Below are 12,976 nucleotides of genomic sequence, written 5' to 3'. Positions count from 1 at the left end.
AAATACTTTCTGTGGGCAGGGTCGCTGGTCATCACTCATCGCGGAATCCCGCGAGATGCTGTTCGCGTCCCGCGTCGGTGAACGCTCGCACAGTCGCGGCGCGTTCGCCGTGAGTTCCCCACGCGACGACGCCGGCACCGAGGAACAGGAGGCCGCCGGCGACGAGTAAGAACGGCTCCGCCCCGAGGACAAGTCGCGTCGTCCCGTCGAACGTCTGGACCGTGGTGTAGAGTCCCGGCTCCCGGACGTAGTGGGACACGGCGACGAGCGAATAGCCGATTTCGACCCCACCGACTGCTACGGGGAGGGCCGCGGCGTACTTCCACCGGAGTGCGGCCAGCGTCCCGACGACGCCGACGCCCCCAAGCCGTGCCAGCAGGTACTCCTCGTGGTTGAGTCGGCCGCCCCATCCCGTCGTTATCGACCCGTCGTATCCGGGTGCGACGTGGAGCAGCTCCTGATAGATTCCGGCGACGACGGCTCCGAAACCGACGACCGCCATCACGACTGCGAGCGTTCGTTGACGGTTCATATCGACACGTCTCGTGTCGCTCAGAAATAACTTTGCGACCGGTCGGGTCTCGCCGACCCCTCAGTCGTCGCTTCCGCTTCGAATCGCCCGCTCGGCGGCGTCGAGGGCGGCGTCGGCGTCGAAGTCGACGACGATGGCTTCCAGTTCCTCGCGCGTCGCGCCGGCGTCCCGCAGGTCGCGGGCGTGAGCCGTGATGTTCGGCACGGCGCGCACGATGTTGTCCACGATGGGGACCGTGGCGACCTGCGCCGACCGCGACATCGGGTTGAGGTCGACGACGATTTCGACTTTGTCCATCGCGCCGAGCGCCTCGGCCCGGTCGCCGTCCTCCAGCGGGACGACGACCACGTCGGCGCTCCCGATGCCGTCGGCGTCGACTTTCGCGCGCTCGTGGTCGATGCCCGGAATCCGCCCGTCGGCGGTGAGTCCCTTCACCTCGTCCGCGCCGTGTTCCCGAAGGTGGTCCACGATGGCCCGCATGCGCTCGTCGGTGCGGTTGAACAGGTTCACCTCGATGTCGGCGTCGACGGCCGCGGCGAGTTCGACGATTTCGCCGGGGCAGAGCGCCGCGACGTTCCCGTTGACAGAGATGACCGGCTGGTCCGCCAGCAGGAGGTGCGCCGCGGCCGCCCGCGCCGCCTCGTCCGCGCTCGGAATCGTCCGCTCGCCGAGGAGGTAGTCGAACGCCTCGCCGCGCCCCTGCGCGATGAGTCCCTGCCGGCTCGTGATACCCTTCTCGACGCCCTCCTCGATGCGGTGGCGGGTGAGAAGCGACTGGTATCTCGGGTGGCTCTCGGGAATCTCGATGTCGCTCATTGGTGGTGGGTCGTCGCCGCGGCAGTAACACGTTTTCTCATCGCGACGGCCGGGAGCCTGTGCCTGAAGCGCACCGCCCGGCCTACGAGGGTCTCGCGGCCGTCACTCGCTCCGAAGCGTCGCGCCGGCGGGGTGGACGCGACAGCGCTCTGGGTCGTAACCGGCGTCAGACAGCCCCGACCCGACCGCGAACACCGTCTCGCCGAGCATCGCCATCGAGCTGTCGCCGCCGGCCGCGCGCACGTCGTCGATGGCGGCCTCGACCCGGTCGGTCAGGAGGCCGGCGTCGCGGGCGAACCGACGCGACTCGGCGACGAATCGGTCGAGCGTCGGCTCTGCGCGGAGCGCTTCGAGGGCCGTCTCTCCGGCGGCCGTGAGTGCGGTCGTATCCCCCGACAGCACGTCGGCCGTCGAGAGGCCGCCGAACGCGACGTACTCGATTGTCGGGCGCGCTGGGATGCCGTCCATCCGGCCGTGAGCCGGCGCGCCGGGTTCGACCCGGACGGGCATCCCGCCGCGGGCCTGCGCGACCACGTCGCCGAGGCCGGTCCCCGCGCGGACCTCGGCCACGTGAGCGAGGGTGACGAGTTCGTTCTCCGACCGGCCGCAGGAAAAGACCGCGTTCGCCGCGAGCGCCGTCCCGAGCGCCATCGCGCCCGAGACGCCGAACCCTGCCCCGAGCGGGAGGTCACTTTCCGCGTCGACGGCGGCCGTCACGTCCAGCGACCGAAGCACGTCCGCGACGGGCGGCATCTCGACCGCCTCGCCGTCGAGACTGACGGTGGTCTCCGGTGCCGGTTCGACCGTCACGGTGACGCCGTGCGAGAGCGTCAGTCCCGCGCCGCGAGAGCCGGCGACTGCCGGGTCGTCGGCGGGGTGGGCGCTGAAAAACCCAGTCACGTGACCGGGCACGAACGCCGTCGCGTCGTCGCTCATCGGTCTTTCTACGACGGGGGTCGGTTAACGGTGTTGCGTTTCGTCGCGTCCGCGTCAGTCGCGGTCGAACGCCGCCTCTCGCTCCGCCTCGCCTGCGTTGCTCTCGCGTCGCCGCGCAGCGGTCGACTTCCGGGCGTCCGTAACCGTCTCCGTCTCTAACAGCCGCTCGACTTTCGCCTCGAACTCCTCCTCGGAGAGTTCGCCGGTCGCGTAGCGCCGCCGGAGCGTTTCGAGCGCGTCTTCGGTCTCGGTCGTCATCGACTCGTTCGCGTCGTCGCCGCGGCGGGACTCGTAGATGCGGACGAGGGCGAGCGCGGCGGGGAGCACGCCCGCGAAGCCGACCGGGAAGACGATCCAGAACCACGACACCCCGAGCGCGAGCAGGCCGAAGCCGACCAGAAAGATGAGCGCCATGACGACACCGGCGACCAACTCTTCGAGTGCCGAGTCCTCGTCGTCGGCCGCGTCTTCGACGGCGTCGTCGACGATTCGGTCCGCGTTGGTCATCGGTCTCCCCCGCGACGACGGCGTTCGTGCATGGTGCTCTAACGTGTCCGGGAGATAACGACTGTTTCGCAAAAATGAGGCGCGTCGGTGGTGCGCCGTCGCCTCTGGCGACAGGCGCTGGCGGGCTGACGAGACTCGCGTGCGCTCGTCTCGTTGGCTCGCCAGGTCTTCGCCCTTACGGGCTCAGACGCTGGCGATCACGCGGGAACTCGGTCGCAACGCTTCGCGTTGCTCCCTGCTCCCGCGCTCGTGTTGCGCCGTCGCCTAAGGCGACAGGCGCTGCCGGTCGCGCGGGAACACCGTCGGACTCACGTCGTTCGTCCGACGAGCACCCACTCGCAGAAACGCCTTCGTCTACGGACTCAGGCGTTGTCTGTCTCGTGGGAACAGAACAGCTTCTCGGATGTTCTCCAGTCCGAGCATCGTCATGATGAGCCGCTCGCCGCCGAGTCCGAAGCCGGCGTGCGGGGGCATGCCGTACTTGAACATCTTCGTGTAGTACTCGAACGCGTCGGGGTCGAGACCCTGCTGTTCGAAGCCGGCGACGAGGTGGTCGAAGCGGTGTTCACGCTGACCGCCCGAGACGAGTTCCATGTTCGGGTGCATCATGTCGAAGCCCGTCGAGAGCGTCTCGTCGTCGTCGTGGTCCTTGATGTAGAACGGCTTGATTTCGCTGGGCCAGTCGGTGATGAAGTAGTGCTCGCCGACGTCCTCGCCGAGCGCCTTCTCGCCCTCGGTGGGGAGGTCGTCGCCCCAGACGAGCTGCTCGTCGAGCTTGCCCGTCGCGTTGATGCGCTGGATGGCCTCCTCGTAGGTGAGTCGCGGGAACTCGCCGGACGGCGCTTCGAACTCGTCTTCGAGACCGAGCGCTTCGAGCTCGTCCTGACAGTTCTCCTCGACGGCCTCGTAGGCGGCCGTGACGACGGCCTCGCACACGTCCATCGCTTCCGTGTGGTCGATGAACGCCGACTCGAAGTCGATGGAGGTCGCCTCGTTGAGGTGGCGGGGCGTGTTGTGCTCTTCGGCGCGGAAGATGGGGCCGACCTCGAAGACGCGCTCCAGACCGGAGCCGACCATCAGCTGCTTGAACAGCTGGGGCGACTGGTTCATGAACGCTTCCTTGCCGAAGTAGGTGATGGGGAAGAGCTCGGTGCCGCCTTCGGTACCCGTGGCGACGATTTTCGGCGTGTTGATCTCGGTGGCGCGGAGGTCGCGGAACTGCTCGCGGACGGCGCGCTGGACCTCGGCGCGAATCTCGAAGATGGCCTTCACTTCGTCCTTGCGGAGGTCGAGCGTGCGGTTGTCGAGACGCGTCGAAAGCTCGGCGTCGACCTTGCCGGAGGGGTCGAGCGGGAGCTGCGCCTCGGCCTCGGCGATGACGTCGAGGCTCTCGGGCGTGACTTCGACGCCCGTCGGCGCTCGGGGCTCTTCCGCGACCTCGCCGGTCACGGAGATGACGCTCTCGCGGTGGACGCCGAGACCCGTCTCGACGAGGTCGTCGTCCATCTCGTCCTTCTCGAACTTGACCTGAATCTTGCCGGAGGTGTCCCGGAGAATCAGAAACGCGATGCCGCCGAGGTCACGGACTTCGTGGACCCAGCCGGCGACGGTGACCGTGTCACCGGGTTCGGCGTCGGCCGTGTACGTTCGGTTTCGCATACGACGTGGTTCCCGACCGTTCGTCTTAAACATCGTGTCTTCGCCTCGCTCGGACGCGTTCGAGTGTCGAATCCACCGAGATACGGGACGATACGGGCCACTCGTTGACAGGGTCTGTGGTACCGTGGTACTTAGTTCGCGGCACGTGTCCCCTCGGTATGGCTCCCGACTCACCGGACGGGCCGGCGGACGAACCGAGAACCGATGCCGACGCCGCCTCGGCGTCCGGTCCGGCACCGGAGGCCACCCGGACCGCCGACCTTGACTGGTCCGAAAGCGCGCGCGGCGACCGCTTCGCGTTCCGCCGGAAGCGGCTCGCGGACCGCGGCGGCGGCCGCGACCTCGGCTGTTCGCTCTACGAAGTCCCACCCGGGAAGCGGCCGTGGCCGACGCACTACCACGAAGGCAACGAGGAGGCGCTGTACGTGCTCTCCGGAACGGGTGCGCTCCGGACGCGCGAGGGCGCGGCCGACCTCGACCTCGAACCGGACACCTACGTCGCGCTCCCCGCCGGGGCCGACTACGTCAGGCAAATCGAGAACGACGGGGACGAACCGCTCCGGTACCTCGCGCTCTCGACGATGAACCACCCCGACGTGACGGTCTACCCTGACTCGGACAAAATCGGCGTGTTCTGCGGCGCGCCACCGGGCGGCGACAAGCACGCCCGGACGCTCCACGGCTACTATCCGCGAGACGCCGAAGTCGGCTACTGGGACGGTGAGCCCACCGACGAGGCGTGACGTACCTCTCGCTTCGACTGCGACGCACCCGTCGCTGAGATTTATATACGAACCCGCGGCCACCTCGCCTCGGACATGGACGTTTCAGACCTCGAAGCCGCCTTCGCTCTCCCGTTCGCTGAAGACTCACCGCTCGACACCGCCGTCACCGGCGTCCTCGCGACGCTCGCGTCGCTCGCCACGCCGCTCGCGGGTATTCTGCTTTCGGGCTACGTCGTCCGCCTCGTTCGCGCCGGCGACCACGAGGCGACCGCGCTCCCGTCGTTCGACGACCTCACCGGCATGGCCGCCGACGGTGCCCGCCTCTCGGCTGCGCTCGTCGCGCTCCAACTCCCCGCGGTCGGCCTCGTGACCGTCGCCTTCCCGGGATCTGGGCCCTCGCTTGCGATGTTTACGTATGCGACCAATCCAGCGATGCTCGGGCTTCTCGGTCTCTCCCCGATCGACACCGCCACGCTCGCCGCGGCCGGGCTCGCCGCGCTGGCGGGCTCGTATCTCTCGGTGGCCGTGACGGCCGCCCTCGCCCGCGAGCGGTCGCTCGTGGCGGCAGTTCCAGTCACACGCGACCTCGCGCTCGACCGCTCGTTCGTCAGCGTCGCTTCGGCCGTCGCGCTCGTCGGCTTCGTCGCGCGCCTGCTCGTCGCCCTCTGCGCCGCGGTGCCGGTCGCCGGGACCGCGCTCGCCGCGACCGCGTCGTTCTGCTTTCTCGTCGTGGCCGCGACGCTCCTCGGGCGCGGCGCGCCGGACGCCACGGCGCTCGGCGCGGGCGTGACTCGGGAGTCGCGCGCTGGCGACGCAAACTCGGGGTCGGCCGAGTCGATGGAGTCGGCGTAGAAGCGAAACCGCGCCCGTGGGGATTACTCGGCGACGAGTTCGGCCGTCGCGTCCTTCGCGCCCTCGACCGTCTCGCGCACCGCGTCGACGCCCTTGTCGTGCAGGAGGTTGCCGACGACGACCGCGTCCGCGTGCTGGCCCATCTCGTAAGCCGATTCGTAGTCGTGGATGCCGCCGCCGTAGAACAGCGTCGCATCGTCGAGCGCGTCGTGCGCCGCGCCGACCTTCTCGGGGTCGCCGTAGGTGCCCGAGTACTCGACGTAGATGATTTTCTGGCCGAACATCTTCTCGGCGACGCGGGCGAACGAGGCCACGTCCTCGGCGGACTGGTCGGTGTCGGCGTCGGTGTACTCGGCGACTGACGACTCGGGGTTCAACACGATGTACGCCTCGGTGTGGGTGCGGTCCCAGTCGAGGCCGTCTTCGATTCGGACCCACTCCTTGTGCGCGCCGGTGATCCAAAACGAGTCGCTCGCGTTGAACACCGTCGGGATGAGGTAACCGTCCAGCGCGTCGTCGTCGATGACGACGCCGGGGTTCGACGGCTCCTGATAGATTGGCACGTCGTACTTCGAGGTGGCCTCGATGACGCGTTCCATCTTCTCTTCTGTGATGTCGAGCGTGCCGCCGATTTCGAGGGCGTCGGTGCCCGTCTCACACACGTCTTCGAACGTCTCGCCGTCGACGAGGTCCTTGTCTGGGTCGATTTTGGTGATGTGATCCCAGTCTTCCCACGGATAGCTCATTGGTCGCTCTTTGCTTGAGGGGGCGTAAAAAGCGTGCGGATGGAATGGGTCACACGCATAGTCGGGAGTGAATTTTAACCCACCTGTCACCAAATCCGGTGTACGATGGACGCAACCGCCGCGACCGAATACGTCGAACACAGAGCGATGTCCCTGTCCGCGGCGGAGTTCGAACTACTCTGCGAGTCGGTGCTCACGGAGTCGCTTCCCCCGGCGCGGTTCTCGGTAACCGCTTTTCGACAGGACGGCGGCATCGACATCGACGGTCGCGTCAGTAATCCGCTTCTGGACGTTTCGCTCGGCGTTCAGGCGAAGCAGTACGACCCGAGCAACACAGTCGGTTCGCCCGCAATACAGCGATTTCAGGGCGCGCTAGCCGATACGGGATGCGACACCGGGACGGTCATCACGACGAGTTCGTTCACCGACCCGGCCGTCGAAAGCGCCGAACGGGCAGGTATCCACTTGGTGAACGGTTCCGCGCTGTTCGAGTCGATGGTCGACCTCCGCGTCGGCGTTCGGCGAGGCGGCGGACAGCTCGAACCCGACGAGGGTTTCTGGAACCTGTTCGGAGAGACCGACGAGACGGGCACGGTTCCGTCGAAACGAATTCCGCTCGCCAACTCGTTCGAAACCCTCGACGCTGTTCTCTCGGCTATCGGCGACACCCGCGGAACCAAAGACGACATTGTCTCGTCTGCGGACGTATCGCCCCGCCACGCGGACCTGTACGCGATTGCGGGCTGGATTCTCGGGTTCGTTCATCAAGAGTGGCCCGACGAGGAGACCCACAGACAGCGCCGCTGGTCACTCACCCGAAGCGGCGCTCGGTACATCGCCTATCGAACAGCGGGCCTCGACGACGAGGCCGAACCCCTCCTTCTCGACGGGATTCGAAATGCACAGATAATCGAACGACTCGCACACCCGCTCTCGGAGTCGGGGTCGTTCGGGCACAGCGATCTCGTTGACTTCGTCGCATCTGAGTCGGAGCTATCGCGGAGTAGCGCGAAACGTCGGGCGAGTTCAGTCGGCGTTTGGCTCGCCCGGCTCCCCGAAGTCTCGGTCGAAAACGGCCGGGGAAAACGATACGTTTGGAACGGGGACTAATCCGCCGCAGTCTGCCACTTCCGAACCGTATCCGCACCCACACCTTCGACTTTCGCCGCGATGTCGTCGGGTTCGGACGCCTTCAGCGTCTTCACGTCCTCGATACCGGCGTCTTTCAGCTTCTCGGCGGTCTTCGCGCCGATGCCGCTGATGCTCTCTAAGTCGGAACCGCCCTCGCCGTTCTGCTGGGCTTGGTACTCGCGGTAGTTGCAGATGGGACAGCCGAGTTCCCACGGCTCGCGGTCGCCCTCGTAGGTAATCCGGAGTTCGGGGAGGTCGTGTTCATCGCAGGACTCGTCTGTCACCTCGATGTCGCCGCGACGGGGCAGCGGCAGCGAGTAGTCGCAGTCGGGGTAGCGGGTACAGCCGACGAGTCGGGAGCCGGAGCGGAGGCGCTTGATGGCGAGTTCGCCGTCGTGTTCCTCACCGCACTCGGGACACGTCCCGATGACGAGGTCGTCTTCCTCGTCGGCCTCCTCGGCCTTACAGAGCGGACAGCCGTGGACGAACGTCTTGCGCCCGGCGAGCATCTTGATGTGGTGGAGGTCGTGGTCCTCGCAGGACTCTTCCATGATGAGCGGCTTGCCCGTCGAGGGAAGCGGGAGCGTGTGGGTGCAGTCGGGGTAGGAGTCACAGCCGATGAAGTACGAGCCGCGGCGGCTCTTTCTGACGACGAGGTCGCCGCCGCAGTCGGGGCAGGTGCCGACCGTCTTGTCGGCCTTCAGCGAGTCCTGGAGCTGCTTGCCGAGTTCCTCGCGGGACTCCATCAGTCCCTCGAACACGTCTTGGAGCATCTCCTTGGACTCCTCGGTCACGTCTTCGAGGGTGGCCTCGCCGCGGGCGATAGCCAGCATGTCGGATTCGAGTTGCGAGGTCATCTCCTCGCTGACGATGAGCTTCGCGAAGTCCTCGGAGGCCTCCACGACCGCCCGTGCGAGGCGGGTCGGCCGCGGCGGGTCGCTCTCGATGTAGCCGCGGTCGTAGAGCTTCTGAATCACGTCGTGGCGGGTCGCCTTCGTCCCGATACCCATCTGTTCCATCGTCTCGATGAGTCGCGACTGGCCGTAGCGCCGCGGGGGCTGGGTCTGCTTGGCGTCGAGGTGCGTGTCGGACAGCACGAGCGACTCGCCTTCCTCGACGTCCGGCACGAACGACTCGCTGGAGTTGAAGTACGGGTAGACGTCGTGGTAGCCGGCTTCGAGCAGGCGCTTGCCGTTGGCTTTCAGCGAGAGCCCCTCGACCTCGGCGACGACGCGGAGGTGCTCCCAGACGGCGTCCTCGGCGACGGTGGCGAAGAAGCGCCGGACGACGAGTTCGTACACGTCCCACTCGTCTTCGGTGAGGTCGGACGCCGAGGGGAGTTCGCCGGTCGGGTGAATCGGCGGGTGGTCGGTCGTCTCGTTGTCGCCCTCGGTTGGCTCGATTTCCTCCTGTTCGAGGAGGGATTCGGCGTCCTCCTTGAACCGGCGGTCGCCCTCGAACGCGCCGAGCAGTTCGCGCGGGTCGAGGTCGTCGGGGTACACCGTGTTGTCGGTCCGCGGGTAGGTGATGTAGCCGGCGGTGTAGAGGTCCTCGGCGATGCTCATCGCCCGCTGGGCGGAGTAGCCGATAGAGCCGGCGGCGCGGATGAACTGCGTGGTGTTGAACGGCGCGGGCGGCGTGTCGGTCCGCGTGCGGCGGTTGACCGACGCGACTTCCGCGGCCTCGACGCCGAGGAGCGTCTGATAGGCTTCCTCCGCGTCCTCCTCGTTCCAGACGCGTTCGGCTTCGGTGCCGTCGTCGTCGAGGTAGAAGTACTGCGCCTCGAAGGACTCAGCGTCACCGTCGGCGTCTTTCGTCAGCTTGGAGAACAGCTCCCAGTAGTCCTCGGGGTCGAACGCCTCGATTTCGCGCTCGCGGTCGACGATGAGCTTCAGCGTCGGCCCCTGCACGCGGCCGACCGAGATGAAGTCGTTGCCGAGTTGGCGGGCCGAAAGCGAGAGGAACCGCGTGAGTGCGGCCCCCCAGACGAGGTCGATAATCTGTCTGGCCTCGCCCGCGGCGGCGAGGTCGAAGTCGAGGTCGTCGGGGTTCTCGAACGCCTCCGTCACCTCGCGCTTCGTGATAGAGGAAAACCGCACGCGGTCGACGGGCACGTCCTCGTTCACGTCGCGGACGAGTTCGTACGCCTCCTTCCCGATGAGTTCGCCCTCGCGGTCGTAGTCGGTCGCGATGGTGACGTTCCCCGCGCGGCGGGCGAGTCGGCGAAGCGCGGCGACGATGTTCTCCTGCGTGGGGTGTTTCTCGACGGGCGCGCCGATGAGTTCGACCGGCTCCACGTCGCGCCAGTCGTTGTACTCCGGCGGGAAGTCCACGCCGACGACGTGGCCCGACAGGCCGATACAGCGCTTGCCGCCCCACTTGTAGACGTTCACGCCGTTCATTCGCTCCGCGGAGGCGGTCTCGCCGCTCAGGATGTCGGCGATGCGCCTCGCGGCGTTGTCCTTCTCCGTGATGATGAGTTCCGGACCCCTGCTCATTGAGCGGCGATATGATGGGGGTTGTCCTAAACCTTTCGTGCCGAATTCGGAGCGTAGCGGCCTCAACGCGCGCGGATACGAGCGTGCGGGTGAGCGCGCCCCGCGCGCGAAGGTGTGTATCTGCCGACGCGTCCGCCACACGCCGCGTCTCCCGCCAGATTTCACCGACTCGCCTTGTCGACTCGACGCGACGAGCGACCGCGACACCAGAAGCGATAACCTCCACGCGCCGAAGCTGAGACCGTGTCGGGTGATTCGCGAATCGACATGACCGAGGGGAGAATCGCCCCCAAACTGCTCTCCCTCTCGTGGCCGCTCGTCGCCGGAAACCTCCTCCAGACGCTGTACAACCTCGCGGACGTGTTCTGGGTCGGCCGCGTCGGCGCGGACGCCGTCGCCGCCGTCTCGCTCATGTTCCCGACGAGTTGGATGTTCGTCTCGACCGCGATGGGCATCACCGCCGCGACCATCGCCCTCGTCTCGCAGCACGTCGGCGCGGGCGACGACCGCGAGGCCGACCGCGTCGTCGGCCAGACGGTGCTTCTCACCCTCGCCGTCTCGGTCGTCCTCGCCGTCGCCGGCTTCACGTTCAGATATCCGCTTTTGGAACTCATCGGCGCGGAGGGTGCCGTCTTCACCGAGGCGCTCGCCTACATCGAGGTCATCTTCCTCTCGCTGCCGCTCACGTTCCTGTTTTTCGCGTTTCGGGCGGCGCTCCAGGGCGCGGGCGACACGAAGACCGCGATGTGGCTCATGGTCGCCTCCGCCGGCCTCAACGTCGTTCTCGACCCGATTCTCATCATCGGTTGGGGGCCAATCGCGGGGATGGGAACCCGCGGCGCGGCGATTGCGACGCTCATCGCCCGCCTGTTCGCGACGGCCGCGGGCGTCTACATCCTCCTGCGCGGCGACTGGGGCGTCAAGCTCCGACTCGCCGACCTCCGGCCCGACCCGGAACGCCTCAGAAAGCTGGTCGATATCGGCTACCCGGCCACCCTCGACGGCTGGGCGCGGAGCTTTTCGGCGGTCGTGATGGCCGCGTTCGTCGCTCGGTTCGGCCCGACGCCGACCGCGGCCTACGGCATCGGCGTCCGCCTCATGTCCGTCTCGTGGACCGTCTCCGGCGCGGTCGGGCAGGCGACGGCGACCGGCGTCGGCCAGAACCTCGGCGCGCGGACGCCCGACCGGGCCGCCTCGGTCGCGTGGACCGCGATGGCGGGGACGATGGGGCTACTCTTCGCCGCCGCGGGTCTCGTCATAGCCTTCCCGGCCGAGGCGATGCGTCTCTTTATCGACGAACAGCCGGTCATCGACGCGGGTGTGACGTTCCTCCGCATCGTCGCCCCGTCGTGGGCGTTCTTCGGCGGCGTGATGGTGATTCAGGGGGCGTTCCGCGGCGCGGGCGTCACGAAGGCCGCGATGGCGCTGTCGTTCCTCTCGCGGTGGATTTTCCGCGTGCCGGTCGCCCTCGCGGTCGCGTTCGCGTGGACCGTCTCCCTCCCGGTCGTCGGCCCCGTCTCGGGACTCGCGTGGGGCGTCGAAGGCCTCTGGTGGGCCTACGTCGCTGGCGCGGTCGCCTCGTTCGCGGTCGCAGTCGTCTGGTTCCGACTCGGCACGTGGCGCGAGGGCGTCATCGACCGCGGGGCGACGCCGGCGGCGGGTGACGACTGATTCTCCCGTGGCGGGAGGTGCGGCACTCTCGCCACGATAGCTGTGTCGAAGGTATCATTTCTGTCCGCGTTGAATATGCTATCATGTCTCATACTCCTGAGTTGCCGGATCGATTCGTCTGCGATGGCTGTCACGCGGTCTACGCTGGCACAGTGACGAGAGAAAGCGGGTCGTACCACTACAGCGCCCCCGACGAGTGCGCTGCCTGCGGAACGACCGAGTTCATCCAGTTCGAGCAGTACGTCCGGCGCAGGACGCAGTAATTCGTCTGTAGTAGGGGGGGCTCCAGATGCGGCCGTGAGTCGCTGGCTGGTCTACTCGTCGCACTCGACATCAGCGGGCTATCCCACCTGCGGTACGGGAAGCCCCGTCGTTTACGACGGGGAGGATGTCACTAGTCTTGGTCCGGTTAGAGCGTCCAATCACTGAAGATTTATAATCAAATAAAATTGTCACTAGAGCATTCGATGTCCCCGAAAACTAATCGAAGAACGTTCATCGGTACTAGCGCTGCCATCAGTTCTATTCTGCTGGCCGGATGTAATGCCAGAGTACCGCATATTGGATTTAGCAATGATGTTAGAAGTAACATCGACTTGATTGGCCGCAAAGTTCCAGAAGCCCCTGATGGCGCGAAAGTCACCCCACTGTCCGATTCTAGGATTCCAGAAGAGTCGTTGATTCGAGAGGCAGTCAAATCAGCGATAGAGGAGTCACCAGCCTATATCCGGGTGAATAAAAAAGAAAAGAAAGCACTTCAATCGACACTCGACTCGCTACCAAAGCATACTAACAGCAACAACCTAGCACAAAACGGGTGGTATATGGAGCATCAAAGCTCGGTCGTCCATGTTTCTATTCAAGTGTTAGACTAATCTGGAGCACGCGACACGAGAGCACGAA

The 12,976-nt window shown here is 66.4% G+C and carries 13 protein-coding genes; 6 read left to right on the top strand and 7 right to left on the bottom strand.

Features of this window, described 5'->3' with window-relative positions:
• Positions 1-31 precede the first annotated feature (31 nt).
• From C5B90_RS04305 to aspS, 5 genes are all read right to left on the bottom strand, one after another.
• Positions 32-532 (bottom strand): hypothetical protein, encoded by a 501-nt coding sequence (locus C5B90_RS04305; protein ID WP_233511883.1) that lies wholly within the window; start codon positions 530-532, stop codon positions 32-34.
• A gap of 60 nt (positions 533-592) precedes the next feature.
• Positions 593-1,348, bottom strand: a complete 756-nt coding sequence (locus C5B90_RS04300) for a 4-phosphopantoate--beta-alanine ligase (RefSeq protein ID WP_115879370.1) — start codon at positions 1,346-1,348, stop codon at positions 593-595.
• 102 nt (positions 1,349-1,450) lie between these two features.
• Entirely contained in the window at positions 1,451-2,284 is an 834-nt protein-coding gene (locus C5B90_RS04295; protein WP_115879368.1) for a pantoate kinase, read from the bottom strand.
• 54 nt (positions 2,285-2,338) lie between these two features.
• Positions 2,339-2,791 carry an SHOCT domain-containing protein gene (locus C5B90_RS04290; protein ID WP_115879366.1) on the bottom strand — a complete coding sequence of 151 codons (453 nt, stop codon included), beginning with the start codon at positions 2,789-2,791 and terminating at the stop codon, positions 2,339-2,341.
• 354 nt (positions 2,792-3,145) lie between these two features.
• Positions 3,146-4,450 (bottom strand): aspartate--tRNA(Asn) ligase, encoded by a 1,305-nt coding sequence (gene aspS, locus C5B90_RS04285; RefSeq protein ID WP_115879364.1) that lies wholly within the window; start codon positions 4,448-4,450, stop codon positions 3,146-3,148.
• A 158-nt stretch (positions 4,451-4,608) separates the two neighbouring features.
• Between aspS and C5B90_RS04280 the strand changes: the two genes are divergently transcribed.
• Entirely contained in the window at positions 4,609-5,193 is a 585-nt protein-coding gene (locus C5B90_RS04280; protein WP_115879362.1) for a cupin domain-containing protein, read from the top strand.
• Between the two features lie 75 nt (positions 5,194-5,268).
• On the top strand, positions 5,269-6,027 hold the full coding sequence (locus C5B90_RS04275; protein ID WP_115879360.1) for a DUF4013 domain-containing protein: 759 nt from the start codon (positions 5,269-5,271) through the stop codon (positions 6,025-6,027).
• A gap of 23 nt (positions 6,028-6,050) precedes the next feature.
• Here the strand turns inward: C5B90_RS04275 and C5B90_RS04270 are convergent, their stop codons facing one another.
• The gene (locus C5B90_RS04270; protein WP_115879358.1) at positions 6,051-6,773 is read right to left on the bottom strand and encodes a phosphoglycerol geranylgeranyltransferase; all 723 of its coding nucleotides are present in this window, start codon (positions 6,771-6,773) and stop codon (positions 6,051-6,053) included.
• A 105-nt stretch (positions 6,774-6,878) separates the two neighbouring features.
• Here C5B90_RS04270 and C5B90_RS04265 point away from each other — a divergent pair, with 105 nt between their 5' ends.
• Positions 6,879-7,883 carry a restriction endonuclease gene (locus tag C5B90_RS04265; RefSeq protein ID WP_115879356.1) on the top strand — a complete coding sequence of 335 codons (1,005 nt, stop codon included), beginning with the start codon at positions 6,879-6,881 and terminating at the stop codon, positions 7,881-7,883.
• Here the strand turns inward: C5B90_RS04265 and C5B90_RS04260 are convergent.
• Positions 7,880-10,402 carry a DNA topoisomerase I gene (locus tag C5B90_RS04260; RefSeq protein ID WP_115879354.1) on the bottom strand — a complete coding sequence of 841 codons (2,523 nt, stop codon included), beginning with the start codon at positions 10,400-10,402 and terminating at the stop codon, positions 7,880-7,882. The two genes, C5B90_RS04265 and C5B90_RS04260, sit on opposite strands and share 4 nt — an antisense overlap.
• Before the next feature lie 243 nt (positions 10,403-10,645).
• On the opposite strand from C5B90_RS04260, the gene C5B90_RS04255 reads away from it, so the two are divergent.
• From C5B90_RS04255 to C5B90_RS20255, 3 genes are all read left to right on the top strand, one after another.
• Complete coding sequence (locus tag C5B90_RS04255) at positions 10,646-12,073, top strand: MATE family efflux transporter (RefSeq protein WP_342764711.1); 1,428 nt, start codon at positions 10,646-10,648, stop codon at positions 12,071-12,073.
• An 83-nt stretch (positions 12,074-12,156) separates the two neighbouring features.
• Positions 12,157-12,336: a hypothetical protein gene (locus tag C5B90_RS04250; RefSeq protein ID WP_115879352.1), complete on the top strand. Its 180-nt coding sequence runs from the start codon at positions 12,157-12,159 to the stop codon at positions 12,334-12,336.
• A gap of 204 nt (positions 12,337-12,540) precedes the next feature.
• The gene (locus tag C5B90_RS20255; RefSeq protein WP_148708193.1) at positions 12,541-12,948 is read left to right on the top strand and encodes a hypothetical protein; all 408 of its coding nucleotides are present in this window, start codon (positions 12,541-12,543) and stop codon (positions 12,946-12,948) included.
• The last annotated feature ends 28 nt before the right edge of the window (positions 12,949-12,976 follow it).

Source organism: Haloferax sp. Atlit-12N, assembly GCF_003383095.1.
Lineage (GTDB): Archaea > Halobacteriota > Halobacteria > Halobacteriales > Haloferacaceae > Haloferax.
The sequence above is the reverse complement of the archived record's forward strand: the minus strand, read 5'-3'. Positions and strand labels throughout refer to the sequence as shown.

What these genes read in the sequence shown, in the direction of transcription:
- C5B90_RS04305 (WP_233511883.1), bottom strand. Translation starts at nt 532, where the DNA reads ATGAACCGTCAACGAACGCTCGCAGTCGTGATGGCGGTCGTCGGTTTC.
- aspS (WP_115879364.1), bottom strand. Translation starts at nt 4,450, where the DNA reads ATGCGAAACCGAACGTACACGGCCGACGCCGAACCCGGTGACACGGTC.
- C5B90_RS04295 (WP_115879368.1), bottom strand. Translation starts at nt 2,284, where the DNA reads ATGAGCGACGACGCGACGGCGTTCGTGCCCGGTCACGTGACTGGGTTT.
- C5B90_RS04300 (WP_115879370.1), bottom strand. Translation starts at nt 1,348, where the DNA reads ATGAGCGACATCGAGATTCCCGAGAGCCACCCGAGATACCAGTCGCTT.
- C5B90_RS04270 (WP_115879358.1), bottom strand. Translation starts at nt 6,773, where the DNA reads ATGAGCTATCCGTGGGAAGACTGGGATCACATCACCAAAATCGACCCA.
- C5B90_RS04265 (WP_115879356.1), top strand. Translation starts at nt 6,879, where the DNA reads ATGGACGCAACCGCCGCGACCGAATACGTCGAACACAGAGCGATGTCC.
- C5B90_RS04290 (WP_115879366.1), bottom strand. Translation starts at nt 2,791, where the DNA reads ATGACCAACGCGGACCGAATCGTCGACGACGCCGTCGAAGACGCGGCC.
- C5B90_RS04250 (WP_115879352.1), top strand. Translation starts at nt 12,157, where the DNA reads ATGTCTCATACTCCTGAGTTGCCGGATCGATTCGTCTGCGATGGCTGT.
- C5B90_RS04260 (WP_115879354.1), bottom strand. Translation starts at nt 10,402, where the DNA reads ATGAGCAGGGGTCCGGAACTCATCATCACGGAGAAGGACAACGCCGCG.
- C5B90_RS04275 (WP_115879360.1), top strand. Translation starts at nt 5,269, where the DNA reads ATGGACGTTTCAGACCTCGAAGCCGCCTTCGCTCTCCCGTTCGCTGAA.
- C5B90_RS04280 (WP_115879362.1), top strand. Translation starts at nt 4,609, where the DNA reads ATGGCTCCCGACTCACCGGACGGGCCGGCGGACGAACCGAGAACCGAT.
- C5B90_RS20255 (WP_148708193.1), top strand. Translation starts at nt 12,541, where the DNA reads ATGTCCCCGAAAACTAATCGAAGAACGTTCATCGGTACTAGCGCTGCC.